Source organism: Haloarcula marismortui ATCC 43049 (assembly GCF_000011085.1).
GTDB classification, from domain to species: Archaea; Halobacteriota; Halobacteria; order Halobacteriales; family Haloarculaceae; genus Haloarcula; species Haloarcula marismortui.
Genome location: NC_006396.1, coordinates 665,885 through 680,438 on the forward strand (window position 1 = coordinate 665,885; position 14,554 = coordinate 680,438).

14 protein-coding genes and 1 pseudogene are annotated in these 14,554 nt (G+C 61.9%); 10 read left to right on the forward strand and 5 right to left on the reverse strand.

Features of this window, described 5'->3' with window-relative positions; genetic code table 11:
* Positions 1-101 precede the first annotated feature (101 nt).
* Positions 102-959, reverse strand: a complete 858-nt coding sequence (locus tag RR_RS07405; RefSeq protein ID WP_011223222.1) for a 3-hydroxyacyl-CoA dehydrogenase family protein — start codon at positions 957-959, stop codon at positions 102-104.
* Between the two features lie 268 nt (positions 960-1,227).
* Here RR_RS07405 and RR_RS07410 point away from each other — a divergent pair, with 268 nt between their 5' ends.
* Entirely contained in the window at positions 1,228-2,103 is an 876-nt protein-coding gene (locus RR_RS07410) for a class 1 fructose-bisphosphatase (RefSeq protein ID WP_004961643.1), read from the forward strand.
* 18 nt (positions 2,104-2,121) lie between these two features.
* Here RR_RS07410 and RR_RS07415 read toward each other — a convergent pair whose 3' ends face one another.
* A complete protein-coding gene (locus tag RR_RS07415) occupies positions 2,122-4,176 on the reverse strand; it encodes a PKD domain-containing protein (protein ID WP_011223223.1) in 2,055 nt (684 codons plus the stop codon).
* A 235-nt stretch (positions 4,177-4,411) separates the two neighbouring features.
* Between RR_RS07415 and RR_RS07420 the strand changes: the two genes are divergently transcribed.
* The 4 genes from RR_RS07420 to RR_RS07435 all read left to right on the forward strand — a co-directional run bounded on the left by RR_RS07420 (position 4,412) and on the right by RR_RS07435 (position 7,849).
* Positions 4,412-4,795 carry a DUF5658 family protein gene (locus tag RR_RS07420; protein ID WP_007187809.1) on the forward strand — a complete coding sequence of 128 codons (384 nt, stop codon included), beginning with the start codon at positions 4,412-4,414 and terminating at the stop codon, positions 4,793-4,795.
* Positions 4,796-4,990: 195 nt separating this feature from the next.
* Positions 4,991-6,247 carry a Glu/Leu/Phe/Val family dehydrogenase gene (locus RR_RS07425; protein WP_007187810.1) on the forward strand — a complete coding sequence of 419 codons (1,257 nt, stop codon included), beginning with the start codon at positions 4,991-4,993 and terminating at the stop codon, positions 6,245-6,247.
* Between the two features lie 63 nt (positions 6,248-6,310).
* Positions 6,311-6,796, forward strand: coding sequence for an SRPBCC family protein (locus RR_RS07430; RefSeq protein WP_004961629.1), 486 nt, complete (start codon positions 6,311-6,313; stop codon positions 6,794-6,796).
* A 144-nt stretch (positions 6,797-6,940) separates the two neighbouring features.
* Positions 6,941-7,849, forward strand: coding sequence for a DMT family transporter (locus RR_RS07435; protein WP_007187811.1), 909 nt, complete (start codon positions 6,941-6,943; stop codon positions 7,847-7,849).
* Positions 7,850-7,865: 16 nt separating this feature from the next.
* Here the strand turns inward: RR_RS07435 and RR_RS07440 are convergent, their stop codons facing one another.
* A complete protein-coding gene (locus RR_RS07440; RefSeq protein WP_011223226.1) occupies positions 7,866-8,660 on the reverse strand; it encodes an RIO1 family regulatory kinase/ATPase in 795 nt (264 codons plus the stop codon).
* Between the two features lie 83 nt (positions 8,661-8,743).
* Here RR_RS07440 and RR_RS07445 point away from each other — a divergent pair.
* Positions 8,744-9,883, forward strand: a pseudogene (locus tag RR_RS07445) (acyl-CoA dehydrogenase family protein).
* 15 nt (positions 9,884-9,898) lie between these two features.
* Here the strand turns inward: RR_RS07445 and RR_RS07450 are convergent.
* Together RR_RS07450 and RR_RS07455 are read right to left on the reverse strand one after the other, a co-directional pair.
* Positions 9,899-10,315 (reverse strand): universal stress protein, encoded by a 417-nt coding sequence (locus tag RR_RS07450; protein WP_011223229.1) that lies wholly within the window; start codon positions 10,313-10,315, stop codon positions 9,899-9,901.
* Between the two features lie 55 nt (positions 10,316-10,370).
* Positions 10,371-11,834, reverse strand: a complete 1,464-nt coding sequence (locus RR_RS07455; RefSeq protein WP_011223230.1) for an RNA-splicing ligase RtcB — start codon at positions 11,832-11,834, stop codon at positions 10,371-10,373.
* Between the two features lie 222 nt (positions 11,835-12,056).
* On the opposite strand from RR_RS07455, the gene RR_RS07460 reads away from it, so the two are divergent.
* The 4 genes from RR_RS07460 (at position 12,057) to RR_RS07475 (ending at position 14,535) form a co-directional block, all read left to right on the forward strand.
* Positions 12,057-12,581, forward strand: coding sequence for a DoxX family membrane protein (locus RR_RS07460; RefSeq protein WP_049939142.1), 525 nt, complete (start codon positions 12,057-12,059; stop codon positions 12,579-12,581).
* A gap of 14 nt (positions 12,582-12,595) precedes the next feature.
* On the forward strand, positions 12,596-12,892 hold the full coding sequence (locus RR_RS07465; RefSeq protein WP_004961612.1) for a hypothetical protein: 297 nt from the start codon (positions 12,596-12,598) through the stop codon (positions 12,890-12,892).
* Positions 12,893-13,083: 191 nt separating this feature from the next.
* Positions 13,084-13,776 (forward strand): metal-dependent hydrolase, encoded by a 693-nt coding sequence (locus RR_RS07470; RefSeq protein ID WP_004961609.1) that lies wholly within the window; start codon positions 13,084-13,086, stop codon positions 13,774-13,776.
* A 72-nt stretch (positions 13,777-13,848) separates the two neighbouring features.
* Positions 13,849-14,535 (forward strand): protein sorting system archaetidylserine synthase, encoded by a 687-nt coding sequence (locus tag RR_RS07475; protein WP_011223232.1) that lies wholly within the window; start codon positions 13,849-13,851, stop codon positions 14,533-14,535.
* The last annotated feature ends 19 nt before the right edge of the window (positions 14,536-14,554 follow it).

Below are 14,554 nucleotides of genomic sequence, written 5' to 3' on the forward strand. Positions count from 1 at the left end.
GATTCTAACGCGGGTTGGGTCTTTACTGTTGGCCAACGCGCGGCCCGTTGCCGGGTATCGTATTCGGCCTGCTACTGTCGGCGTTTGTCACCGCAGAGTGGTCAGTCGTAATCGTAGAAGCCCTGCCCGGACTTCTTCCCGAGGTCGCCGGCCGCGACTTTCCGTTTGAGCAGGTATGCGGGCTTGTAGCGGTCTCCCAGCTCTTCATACAGCGTTTCAGAGGCGTCGAGAACCACATCAAGACCGATGTGGTCGGCCAGTTCGAGCGGGCCCATCGGGACGTTCGTCCCGAGAGTCAGCCCACGGTCGATGTCGGCCTTGTCGGCGACACCCTCGTCGTACGCGCGAACGCCTTCGTTGATCCAGGGCATCAGCACACGGTTCACCACGAAGCCGGGCTTGTCGTCGGCCTCCCAGGTTTCCTTGCCGATGTCGTGGGCGAACTCCCGCCCCAGCGTCACCGTCTCGTCACTGGTTTTCTCGCCAACGACAAGCTCGACGCCTTTCATGACCGGTACGGGATTCATGAAGTGCAATCCGAGGACCTGTTCGGGTCGCTCGGTAACACTAGCGATAGTCGTAATCGAGAGCGTGCTCGTGTTGCTGGCTAGCACTGTGTCCGGCCCACAGACGGCATCGAGATCCTCGAATACAGACTGCTTGATATCCATGTCTTCCGTCACGGCCTCAACGACGAGGTCGGCATCCGCGAGGTCGTCCATCTCGGTAGTTCCAGTGATGCGGGCTGTTGCCGCTTCTGCTTCTTGTTCTGTCACTGTATCCCGCGCAACGAGTGTCTCAAAGCTCGACTGAATCTCCTCAAACCCGGCGGCAACCAGTTCATCTGTCATATCGCGCATGACGACGTTGTAGCCGGCCGTCGCCGCGACCTGCGCGATGCCGTTGCCCATCGTTCCAGCCCCGACGACGCCGACGGTGTCTACTTTTTCGAGATGCATACCGGCGTCTTCGTCGGGTGGTCGTGTAAGTCTGCCGACGGTATCGGACTGTCACAGGACTGGAATTCTACCGAGAGAATCTGTCACAGGCTTAGCGGCAAGCACTGCCCCGCGGCTGAATATTCACTCGAAATGTAGTAAATGTCAGCAAAAAGATACTTATGATGTGCCGGAGAACCAACTGGTGATGAGAGACCCTGCGGGCAGCAGGCTCGGAGAAAATTCGACTGGTCACCGGATGGCCAGTCTCTGCCCTTACACCTGACAAATGAGTAAGTCACTCGACATTTCGACCACCGAAGCCGAGCAGACAGTCACGGAAGTCATCGACACCATCGTCGCGACGACACCGGACGTCCGCCGCGCTGTTGCCGACTACCGTGGCCAGAGCAACTCCGTCAACCCCACTGGCGACGACCAGCTCGCGGCTGACCTGCGCGCCGACGAACTGTTCGAACAGCGGGTGCTGGGCATCGACGGCGTTGCCTCCTACGCTAGCGAGGAACGCGCGGACGTGAAAACGACAGACGGTCGCCTGCATGTCGCGATGGACCCCCTCGATGGGTCGAGCAACCTCGAACCCAACAGCGGGATGGGGACGATTTTCGGCATCTACAGCGAACAGCCACCGACTGTCGGTACCAATCTCCTCGCCGCCGGGTTCGTCATCTACGGTCCGATCACCTCGATGGTCGTTGCTCGGGACGGCAGCGTCCGCGAGTATATCCTTGAAGACGGCGACAAGCGGGTCGTCGACGACGACGTGACAGTCCCTGAAGACCCCACCGTATTCGGGTTTGGCGGCGGCGTCGACTCTTGGACCGACGAGTTCGAATCCTACGCCGAGGCGGTCCGTCACGAACTGAAACTCCGCTACGGCGGGGCGATGGTCGCGGACATCAATCAGGTACTCACCTACGGCGGCATCTTCTCGTACCCCGCACTTGAATCACGCCCCGAGGGGAAACTCCGGGTCCAGTTCGAGGGCCACCCGATGGCCTACATCCTTGAGTCAGCCGGCGGTCGGTCCTCCGACGGCGACCAGTCGTTACTTGAGATCGAACCCGACGAGCTACACGAGCGGACGCCGCTGTATCTCGGGAACGACGACCTGATCGACCGTCTCGAAGCGAATATCGACTGACGACCCGGCTTCTGTCATTTAGTAGCCGAGATAGATCGCCAGCGCTTTGAGAACGCCGTACAGCCCAACAGCGACGCCCAGTAGCCCACCGAGAACGGTTCCGACGATGCCGTCAGGCCACAGCGAGAGCGGGTTCGGAACGCCGATCGACGGGAGCGCTGGAATCGGGAGACCACCGCTGTCACCCGTCACGTTCCCGACGCGCTGCCCGTCGACCGTTAGCTCGCCGGTCCTGTTTTCCGGAACGGAGCGGGCAAACTCCGTCGTTCGCGTCTCGCCAGCAGGGACGGTGACCGTCCGCGTTGTCAGTATCGAGGTGTTGAGCGCGACGATTACGTTGTGGTCGCCGCTTGCAGTGCCCCGGTTTTCCAGATCGACAGTGATGACGGTCCGGTCGCCGGGACTGAGCGTCGACGGAGCAGCCGTGGCGTTCGTGACCACGATATCTGGTTCTCCGGCGGTCTCTGTTTGTGTCTCGGGTTCAGGCGTCGATGTCTCAGTCGTCTCGGATTCAGATGTCGATATCCCGTTTGCCGCGGCTTCAGACGTTGCCGTCTCATTTGTCGTCGCTGTCTCCGAATCCGCGTCTGCTGCTGTCACCCGCTCGACTCCGACAACAAACGTTGAGAGACTCGGTGATGTAGCCCGGTACACGATGTGCGATTCGGTCCGGTCGGCGACTTCAGTCGGTAACGGCGTCCATCCGTTGCTGTTCCGGAACAGTGTCACAGCTCCGGGCTCCGCGTCGACCGCCGCAAGTGTGTCGCGGTTCACAGTAAACCTAACCAGCACATCCGCAGTTGGAACTGCGCCATTGTCGAGAGCAAACCGGCTGATACCAGTGTGGCCAGTCGCAGTCGCGAACGACGGCGGAGGCTGGCGAGAGCGGATGGTGAGCGTCGCAGATTCGTTGGACGGGAACGACGCCGTGAGTCGTTCCAGTGTTCCGTTCGGGCCGCTGGTGAGTGCACCCACTTGGGGCTGGATCACCTGTGACTGCCCAGTCCCATTCACCGAGACACTTGCGACAGTCGCATTCGGTTGCTGCACGGTCACGTTCCCAACGGTTCCATTCCCCGTCACAGACACGACTCTGGTCACTGTTTCCGTGTTCCCAAATGGATCGGTAGCCGTCACTGCAACCTCGTGACTGCCAGGCGAGGCGAATGCCACGGTGATGTTCTCGCCGCTCAGGATCGTGTCATCACCCACCTGCCACTGGATAGACTCAACACCCTGGCCGTCTGTCGTTTCCGCTGCAGAGAACGCCACTGGTTCGCCAACTGTCGCGTTTCTCGGACCAGTAACGGTGACGTTCGGTCCAGTCCCATCATAGAGGAACGTCTGCTGTCGGGAAAAGGAGTTGTTGTTCCCGTGCCTGTCGGTCACCGACATCAGCAACAGTGAGTACTCACCTTCTTCAGGGAACGTGTATTCCCGGGTGTAGACGGCTGAGTTGCCGGTACGTTCAGTGAATGCTGAGATATTGAGCGTGTCAAGCGATGCCCCGCCGATGGAGACGCGTAGTTGATCTAATCGTTCATGTGTCTCAACGGTGATTTCGGCGGTCGAACTGTTGACCCGCGTGACATTGAAATCCCTGTACTTCGGTACGACGGCATCCATTCCGGTTGCGGTGACTGCCTCATCCGGGAGTTCGTTGCCTGCCGTATCGGTGATGTTCGCAGTATTGCGGAGGCTGACTGAGACATTGTTTTTGTCTACCTTGCTTTCGAGGGCGAGCGACACACGCGCCCCACTTTTATTCCCCTTCGCTGCATTGATCGACGTGACAGAGACGTTCTCTACCCGACCCGCAGTCAGTGTAAAATCGTCTGCCTGAATCGTGTTCGTGGCTATCGACTCGTCGTCATACAGAGTGACCTCAATGGTCGTGTCGTCGCTCCGCGTCGCGTTGCCCCATTCTGGTGGTTCAGTGTCTTCGGCTACAACGGTGTCTGTCGCAATCGGCATGAGAAGCGGGACCGCGAGAAGCAAAACCAGAAGCGGGAGCCATCGGCGCGGACTCCCGGGTATCAAAGGCGTGACTCGGGAATGACCGATGGCACTCATAGTATCTAGCTATTCAGGCACCCAATATCAATGGTATGCCACCATTATGAGAGGTGATAATCACGCGTGGGGTAGCTACGATGATATGCACTGGGACATCGAACGTGTTGTCGACGGTCGACCCCTTGGGGTCGTAGTCGTCGGGAGTATACAGCCCCTACTCCCTCCCTTTCAGTGGTAAACAGTGTGTATCTAATACGGTGGGTGAAAACGGGATAACAGACCACGTGGGGGCGTGGTTGCGGAGGGTGACGTGTTCACAACGGACCGAACGGTCCTGATAGGGACCATCGACGGGTGGTGTAGCGCTCTGCTCGACGAACTTGCGGCCGTCGAGCGAGAACTATGGCTTGTCGTCGCCGTGACGCTCATCGTCGACGTGTGGCTGACACACATCGGCCTCCAGCACGGTCTCCACGAAGGAAACCCCGTGATGCGGGCCGCGATAGAGACGTTTGGAATTGCCGTTCTTGGCCTGACGAAGATCGGCGTTCTCGGGCTGGCAGGGCTGACCCGCCAGTTGCTGAGCGACCAACGTGGTGTCGTCGTGCCGCTCGGGCTGGCGCTCCCGTGGGTGGCGGCCGTCGTGATCAACGCGGCCCTCTTGGTTAGCCTGTAGCCGCTCTGGGATTGCGTTGTTCTCCGACGTTACCTGTTCGTTCGCTGGACCAGTATCTTGCACGTATCGTGTAGCCGTGGGCGATTCAGTCACAGACATTCCGTCTGACCGACTGGTTCCGTCGTGGGTAACTGTTATCTGGAAAATCCCATGGACGGCGGTACCCTTTTCCCCACAGTCTGAGATATTAGCCGTATGTCGCCTGAGGTAAACCCATTTGAGAGTTTACAGGAGCAGATCGACGACGCGTCGGACTATCTCGAATATTCGACCGACGTGCTCGAACGGCTGAAACACCCCGAGCGAGTGCTGGAGACGAACCTCTCCGTAGAGATGGACGACGGCTCCGTCGAGGTGTTTCGTGCCTACCGGTCACAGTTCAACGGTGACAGGGGACCGTACAAGGGCGGAATCCGGTATCATCCACAGGTCACACGCGATGAGGTCAAAGCGCTGTCTGGCTGGATGGTGTACAAGTGCGCTGCGGTCAACATCCCCTACGGCGGCGGGAAAGGCGGTATCGAGATCGACCCGCGCCAGTACTCGGCCAGCGAAATCGAGCGGATAACGCGGTCGTTCGCGAAAGAACTCCGGCTAATCATCGGCGAGGACCGGGACATCCCCGCGCCCGATGTCAACACCGGCCAGCGGGAAATGAACTGGATTAAGGACACCTACGAGACGCTGGAGAACACCACCGAACCCGGCGTCATCACCGGCAAGGCTCCGGAGTCGGGTGGCAGTGCGGGCCGCGTCGAAGCGACTGGCCGGTCCGTGATGCTCACGGCCCGCGAGGCGTTCGACTATCTTGGCAAGGACATCGAGGACGCGACGGTGGCTGTCCAGGGCTACGGGAACGCCGGCTCCGTGGCGGCGAAACTCATCGAGGATCTAGGCGCGAACATCGTCGCCGTATCGGACTCCTCAGGTGCCGTCTACAATCCCGACGGGCTCGGCGCACGCGACGCGAAGGCGTTCAAGAGCGAGACCGGGTCGCTAGCCGGCTACGAGGGCGCGACGGAGGAACTGACCAACGAAGAGCTGCTAACGATGGACGTGGACCTGCTTGTTCCGGCGGCACTCGAAAACGCTATCGACGGCGACCTCGCTCGGGATGTACAGGCCGACATCGTCGTGGAGGCGGCCAACGGCCCGCTGACACCGAACGCGGACGACGTATTCACGGAGCGCGACGTGGCCGTGTTCCCTGATATCCTCGCCAACGCCGGCGGCGTCACGGTGTCGTACTTCGAATGGGTCCAGAACCGCCAGCGGTTCTACTGGTCCGAAGAGCGGGTCAACGACGAACTGGAGACCATCATTACGAACGCGTTTGACGACCTCGTCGAAACTTACGAGGAGACCGGCGCGCCGAACTTCCGGACGGCGATGTACGTCGTCGCTATCCAGCGCGTCGTCGCTGCGGCCGAGGAAGGCGGCATCTGGCCCTGACCGCGTCCCGGAATCAGTCGCGGCTACCGCGGGTGTTTTGCCAGCGCTTCCCCTACTGTGTGTATGGACATTTACGAGCGCCAGGTTCGCGTCGAAGCCCCGCTAGCAGAAGTCTGGAAATTCCACGCGACAGGCGACGGGCTGGTCGCACTGACCCCCGACTGGATGAACATCCGCATCGAGGCGGAGCGGGGACCGGATGGCGAGCCGAACCCCGACGAACTAACCGCCGGGTCGGTCGTCGAATCCTCGATCAAGCCCTTTGGCGTGCCGCCGCGCCAGCAGTGGGTCTCGAACATCGTTGCTCGGGAAGAAGGCGAGGACGAAGCGATGTTCCGCGACGTGATGGAGGAAGGGCCCTTTCCCCACTGGGAGCATACGCACACCTTCCGAGCGTTGAGCGACAGGGAGACGCTCGTCCACGACCACGTCGAGTTTGAACTACCAGGCGGACCGCTCGGCCGGGCCCTTGGCCCCTTCGGCTGTCTCGGGATGGAACCGATGTTCCGGTATCGCCATCAGCAGACGAAGAAACTACTCGAAGGGTAACTTGGCCTGCCCGCAGACGGCACGGTCCCAACTATCGTATCCGGTGTTTCTTTATCCCCGTGTCGGATACTGCCACAGGATGAGTGGACGTGTCGTTACGATAACTGGTGTGGTCGTGATGTCTCCGCGCCACAGCGGAGCGGAGTGGACGTGACCGAGCCGCGAATCGACCCGCGAATCGGGCTGGTCGTCGCAGTCCTTGCGGTCAGTACGAGCGCGATTCTCGTCCGCTGGACCGACGCTGCGGCGTCGGTAGCGGCATTCTACCGTGTCCTGTTGACGACCGCGCTGCTGGCCCCGCTGGCGCTGGGTCGGCATCGGTCGGCGTTCGGGCGACTCGCTCGACGGGACGTACTGGCGGCCGGGGCGACGGGCGTCGCGCTCGCAGTGCACTTCGCCGCGTGGTTCGAGAGCCTGGCGTGGACGAGCGTTGCGGCGTCGGTCACGCTGGTCCAGTGCCAGCCGCTGTTCGTCGCCATCGGCGCGTGGGCGCTACTGGACGAGCGTGTCACGCGTGGCACGACGGCGGGCATTCTGGTCGCTATCGGCGGTATCATCGTGATGTCTGTCGGCGAACTGCTCGGAAGCGGGACTGTCGGCCAGCGTCCACTGTACGGCAACGCCTTGGCCCTCGTCGGTGGTGTCATGGCCGCCGGCTACGTGCTCGCCGGACGCTCGCTCCGCCAGCGGTTCCCCCTTATCCCCTACGTGACCGTCGTCTACGGTGTCGCCGCGGTCTGCCTGCTCGTCTTCGTCGTCGCGTCGGGCCACCCTGTGACAGGCTACCCGCCCCGGGAGTGGGCACTGTTCTTCGCGATGGCCGTTGGCCCCGGCGTATTCGGCCACACCGTCCTCAACTGGGCGCTGGCACACGTCGAATCCAGTATGGTCAGTGTCTCACTGCTCGGTGAACCGGTCGGGAGCGCGCTGCTGGCGCTGCTGTTGCTCGCGGAAATACCTGGTCCGTCGACCGTCGCCGGCGGAGCCGTCGTGCTCGTCGGTATCGGCGTTGTTGCTAGAAGCCGGTCGGTCGGAGCAGCGCCAGCGGACTGAAACTGTTCCGGACGGCCTACGCGTGTTTTTCGACGGCTCCGCGGATTTCGGCGGCGGCGAAGTCGTGGTCCGGGCGAATGTTGACGAAATCGAGGAACTCCTCGGCAGCCAACAATTCAGACGTATCGTAATACTGTGCGGCAGCGGAGACAGCAGCCGGTGCACCGATGAGCGGCTCCAGCGCGCCAAGCGCACAGGCCACGTCGTAGGCGCGAGCGTCCCTGATAGCCGCCTCGCGGACGCTCGTGGCGTCGATGAAGTACAGGTCACCGTGGGCCACGAGCACGTTCTCACAGCGGAAATCGCCGTGTGCGAGGCCGTCCTTGTGCATCCGGTTGAGGAAGTCAAACACCGTTGGACTGTGTCGCTCGACGGTCTGGGTCGGAAGGTCATCCAGCGGTTCGAAGTCGGGAATATACTCCAGCACCAGAACCCCCATTCCGTCGTACTCGAAGGCCTCAATTGGTTCGGGAGCGTTAACGCCGATCTCCCGCATCCGTCGGGTCGCCGCCAGTTCGTGTTCCGCCATCTCGTAGGGCGTCCCGAAGTGCTCAAAAAAGCCCTCGGTGCCCGACGAGAACGCGCCGATGTTGCGGCCGGCGGTCAACAGTGTATGAACCAGCGAGTTCTGCCCCGTGATGACTTTCACGAACCACTGGTCGTTGACGACCAGCGGGGTCGAGAGCCAGTTGTCCGCCTCCAGAAACGCCACGCGAGCCGCGGGCTCGTCGTACCGCCCTATCACCGCTCGCACCACACCTTCGAGTTGCTCCCAGGGGACTGTTCCACGGAGGAGTCGCCGGAACGCCATTCCCTCTAAGAAACGCCGTGGGCGGTCAAATGGCTTGTGTCTGCCCTCGTGTGGTATTTAATAACACAACACATAGGCTCGGTATGGAGTTCGACGTTCCCGGCGAACACCGGATGATACGGGACTCGGTCCGCACGTTCTGTGAAAACGAGATTCAGCCGATAGCGCAGGACATCGAGGACGAGCACCGGTTTCCGGCAGAGATATTCGAGGAACTCGGCGAGCTGGACGTGATGGGGGTGCCGATCAGCGAGGAATGGGGCGGGCTGGGCGGCGATACGCTGATGTATGCGCTCGTCGCCGAGGAACTCGGGCGCGTTTCCGGAAGCATCGGGCTCTCGTATGTGGCCCATACTTCTCTTGGGGCCAAGCCGATAGAGCTGTTCGGCACGGATGCCCAGAAAGAGCGCTGGCTCACACCACTCGCCTCTGGGGACCAGCTCGGCGGCTGGGCGCTGACAGAGCCGGGCAGCGGAAGCGACGCCAGCGACATGGAGACCATGGCCGAGCGTGACGGCGACGAGTACGTCATCAACGGGACCAAGCAGTTCATCACGAACGCTTCTGTCGCCGGGTCAGTGCTGGTCAAGGCTGTCACCGACCCCGAGGCCGGCTACGATGGCATCTCGACATTCATCGTCGCTCCCGAAGACGACGGCTGGGACGTGACGACCGAGTGGGACAAAATGGGGCTGAACGCCTCGCCGACTTGCGAACTCCAGTTCGACGACTGCCGGGTTCCCGCGGACCGACTGCTCGGCGAGGAAGGCGACGGCTGGGCACAGACCCTGAAGACGCTCAACGGCGGCCGCATCTCCATTGCTGCGCTCTCGACGGGGCTCGCACAGGGGGCGTTTGAGGCCGCGAAGTCTTACGCTACCGAACGCGAGCAGTTCGACCGACCCATCTCGAAGTTCGACGCTGTCCGGGACAAAATCGTCTAGATGGACCGCAAAATCGAGCGCGCTCGCCTGCTGACCCACAAGGCTGCGACGATGTACGACCAGGGCGAAGACGTGACGCGTCTGTCGTCGCTAGCGAAACTCGACGCCAGCGAAATCTGTCGCGAGGTCGCCGAAGACGCCGTTCAGGTGCTTGGCGGCTACGGATACACAACGGATTTCGCCCCGCAGCGGTTCTACCGGGACGCGAAGCTCATGGAAATCGGCGAGGGAACGAGCGAGATACAGCGGATGGTGCTCGGCCGGGAGCTGGGCCTGTGATACGCCGCACGGCGTTCACGCGTCGACGGGACCTTCGGGGACGATAGTAACGGGCACATCGGCGGCGTCGATGACGGCGACTGCGGCGTCGCCTTCCCGGAGTCTGCCGGCCAGCCCCTTCGGCTCGTGGCCCATGACGATGTGCTGAACATCCACATCAGCCGCGAGTTCGAGCAGTTCGTTGCCGATCCGCGTGCCCGAGCGCATTGCAGACCGGCCGACGTGTTCGATAGCGACCGTCGCCACGACGGTGGCGTCGCGGAACCGGTCGCGCATCTCGTCCCGGAGTTGCATGGCTGTGCCATCAGCGGTGTTCTCGTCGACGAGGTGGACGACGTACAGTTCCTCGTCGAGTCCGTCGGCGAGTCGAACTGCCGTATCAATGACTGCCGGAGAGACCGAATCGTTGGCGATAGCCACAAGAATGGTCATACCGGAGACAGGGCCTTCGTGTCCTAATCACTTTCTGCCAGACCAACAGGTTCGCTCACTCAGTTGCCTTCAGATTATGGACGGCGTCGACGTACTCGACGACCTCGGCAGTGGGCTGGATAGCCGAGAGTATCGCGTCGGCGTCCTTGTACGCCATCGGCGCTTCGTCCCGGACGCCTTTGATGACGGACTCCGAGTAGATACCGTCCATCGCTTCGGCGAACTCGTCCATATCGACCTCGCTGTGGGCCTGCCGGCGGCTCATCACACGGCCCGCACCGTGTGGCGCTGTCTGGTGGTACTCGTCGTTGCCCTTCCCGCGTGCGATAATCGACCCGTCGGCCATGTTGAACGGGACCAGCAACCGCTGTCCGTCGCGAGCGGGCGTCGCTCCCTTGCGAATAGTGAGGTCACGGAAGTCGATGTAATTGTGAATCGACTGGAAGCGGTCGACGGGGTCGACGCCAAGGGCGTCACAGACGGCATCGCTCATCAGTTCGCGGTTCCAGCGGGCGTACTGCTGGGCGAACAGCATATCGACGAGGTAGCCGTGGGCCTCGCGACCCTCCAGCCAGTCTAAGTCCGTGTTGCGGTCCTCGTCGTCGCTGCTGTGGATGGCATCCTGAACCTGTCCCAGCGCGTCGAAGGCGTCCTCGATCTCCTTGCCGTCCAGTTCGCGGCGGAGGCGGTCCTTCCGGATGTAGGATTCGCCCATGCCGCCAGTGACCCAGGCGTAGAGGTCGCGGGATTCGACTGTATCGGGGTCGAATTTCAGGTACTCGACGTACTCTTCGGGAAGCTGGTCGCGGATCTCGCCGATTGTTCGGCGGTCCGTCGCCGTCGACTGCCAGTACTCGGCGACGGACTTACCCAGATACCGGGAACCGCTGTGGATGACCAGCCAGTAGTCACCCGACTCGCGGGCCTGGCCGAACTCGACGAAGTGGTTCCCGCCGCCCAGCGTCCCCGCGCTCTTGATGATGTACCCCATGCCCTGGCGCTGGTCAGCTAGAACGCGGTCACACAGCGACTCGAAGTACTCTCCGTCGTAGCCGTTGAAGTCGAACTCGACGGGGTCGATGTGTTCGCCGAACCGCTCGGCGTAGGCCGTGTCGAACTGCTCGAAGATGCGGTTGGCCCGCTCGAACGGGAACGCTTCGACGAAGTGGACCGCATCGTCGTAGTCGTGGACCGACCGCCCCATCGGGACCGCCTCGCGGACGCGTCGCTCGCGCTCAGCGTCTTCTAGCGGGAGTTGCGGGCCAAGGTTCGTCGCGGCCATTCCACACCCCACGTCGACGCCGACGATGTTCGGCACGACGCGCTCGCTCAACGGCATCGTAAAGCCGATAGGTGCGCCGGCCCCCCAGTGCGTGTCCGGCATGATTCGAACCGGCTCAGTGAACGCCGGATGGTCGATGAGCGTCTCGATCTGCTCCCGACACCCGCTCTCGACGAGCGATTCGTCGTCGACCATCACCCGTGCTGTGGTGTGTTCGCCCGTCAGTTCGAGTACCATTGGTGTCGTACCGTAGTTGCATGGAGGGTTTGAACCTCACGGTGGCCCGTAGGTGGCTCTCATCCCCGCGAAAGCTCCTAAAACCCACAGCCGAACAGGGCCCGATACACCCAGCCGCTGAAATCTGCCTTCTCAGCCGCTGAGATGGGTTTTCACTCTGTGGGAACACCCTCTCCCTTATATGCCACCGTGGTGCGGAACTCCATATGTGAGGTGACACAGATGTCCTATCAAGCGGCGAACCCCCTGGCAGACGACTTCGAGCTCAAGCTCGGCGGGGCCTGGACCGCATACTGGCTGGCGTTCCTGCGTGTCGTAACCGGCTGGTGGTTCTTCCACGCAGGCGTAACGAAGCTCATCGAAGACGGGCTGGCCTACAGCTACGGGCCGATGTATCTCAAGCAGATGACTGGCACGGCACTCGGTCCGATCCCCGTGCTGATGGGCGAACACTTGGGCTGGCTCATTCAGGCGATGGTTCCGCTGGGCGAGACGCTCATCGGGCTGGGACTGATGGTCGGCGCGCTAGTCAGGCTCGCATCCGTGTTCGGGGTCTTCTTCATGTCCCTGTTCTGGATCGGCAACGCGGGCTTCGGCCACGGGCTGGTCAACAGCGACTTCATGGGCCTGCTGCTGTTCATGACGATGATCGTGCTGGCCACCGGTCGCTACTATGGCCTCGACGCGATCATCGAGAAGACCAAACTGGTCAAACGACACCCGAAACTCAGGTACCTGCTCGGCTAAGGAGGTGACCACCAATGCAACAACACACCACCGTCATCGACAAAGCGGCGATGGCACTCAGCGGCGGACTGATGCTGCTGGGAGTCGTTGTCCTCGGCATCGTGGAGATACTGGCGGGTAAGCCCTACAGCGCGGCACCGCTGACGAACGACGCGGGCGAGATCATCGCGACCCCGATGGTCGATCCGACGCTCCGGACCGGGCTGGTCTTGGCCGGCCTCCTAGTCTTGGCCCTGTACGGGGTCTACAGGCTCGTCGCCCCAATGAAGACTGAGACGGCCACGACACAGCAAGAAATCACGGCAGACTGAGCAGTCCTCGTTTTCGCTGTTTTGACCCGACGTGTCGCTCTTATCTACAGAAATGATAGTGGGTGCCGTTCCACCCCACCGATTCCCCACTGACAATGTATTTACTGTGACTATATTAATCAGGTGGGGTAGTTTCTAATTCTGATAGAGCCCACCACAACGCTCATTTCTGTGGTGGTAGTGATTATTATATGCCTTCGCTGGTGGTCCACTACGCTTTTGTTGGGTTACTCGCCGCAACGCTGCTGGGTGCTGCATTCGATAAGCGGTCGTTGCTCCTGTCGATACTCGTCGTCACGTTTCCCGATGTAGACGCGTTCCTCGGTCTCTACTGGCAGGCCGGTCACCGAGCCGCGACGACGAACCTCGTCATCCCGGCGGTGCTGGCGCTCCTCATCGGAGCCGACCTGTACCTGCGCGACAAATCGTATATTAAGCGCCGCTGGGGGGCGTACGGTGTTCGAGTCAGCTGGTTCTGTGTTGTGGTGTATGCGGTGGGTCACGTACTGCTGGACTTGATTACTGGCGGTGCGAACCTCTTCTGGCCGCTGTACGACCAGTTCTATCAGCTCAGCGGCCATCTGGAGCTGTCGAGCCAGCGCGGTATCGTCCAGACGTTCGTCGAGCTACCCGAGCCGCGCGCTCAGACAGCCGGTGGCACCGGTACGGGCGGGAGCGGTGGCTCGACCACGCAGTCGATGGGCAACTCCAGCGAGGTGCAGATGAGTACCGGTATCGACCCCAATCCGGGCCAGCCGGAACCCGAGACTGTCGACCGTGTGTTCCCAATCGCCCGGAGCGGCTGGGAACTGGTCGTCCTCGTCGTCGGGACGCTCGCCACCGCCATCCGTCTGCGCATCGGCCACGACCTCCCGGAGGAGTGATGGGCTGCCGGTCGGCACTGTGGAGCGTTCGCTTTCGAGTCCTTCATATACGCCGTGGCCAACCGGGGAACCATGGGCTTCGAGGTACGCCGACGACTCAGTGTCGCCGACACGGTGACGTTGTTCAACGCCGTCGTCGGGTTCGTCGCCGGAGCCATCGCCTTCACTGACCCCCATCTGGCCGCTCGGCTCATTCTGCTGGCGGTTATCGCTGACGCTATCGACGGAATCGTTGCCCGGAACGGCGACAGTTCGGCGGTCGGCCCGCTGCTTGACTCCGTGACCGACGTGGTTTCGTTCGGTGCGACACCGAGCCTCTTTCTCTACGTGCTGCTGACGGACGCCTACGGCGGTATCGAGTCCGCGCACCCGGCCGTGTTCGTCGGCCTCGCGTTGCTCGCTTCCGCGTACGTCGTGTGCTCCATCGTCCGGACCGCCTTCTACTCGACGTACTTCGATTCTCCCGACGAGCGGCCGGGCATGCCGAACACCCTCGGGAGTATCATCATCGCGACGGCGTATCTGAGCGGCATCACGAACCCGCTCGTCCTGAGTGTCGGCGCACTCGGTCTCTCGCTGGCGATGATCGCACCCTTCGACTATCCGAAACCCGGTCCCAAACACGCGGTGCCGATGGGCGTCGTGCAGGCGGTGGCCGTCGTCGCGCCGGCGGCGCTGTTCCGGGCCGGCCCGCGGGCGATGCTCGCCATCGCGCTACTGTTTTTCGCGCTCGGCCCGTGGTTTTACCCCGGAGAGTAAGACGCCAGCAGCTTCAGCC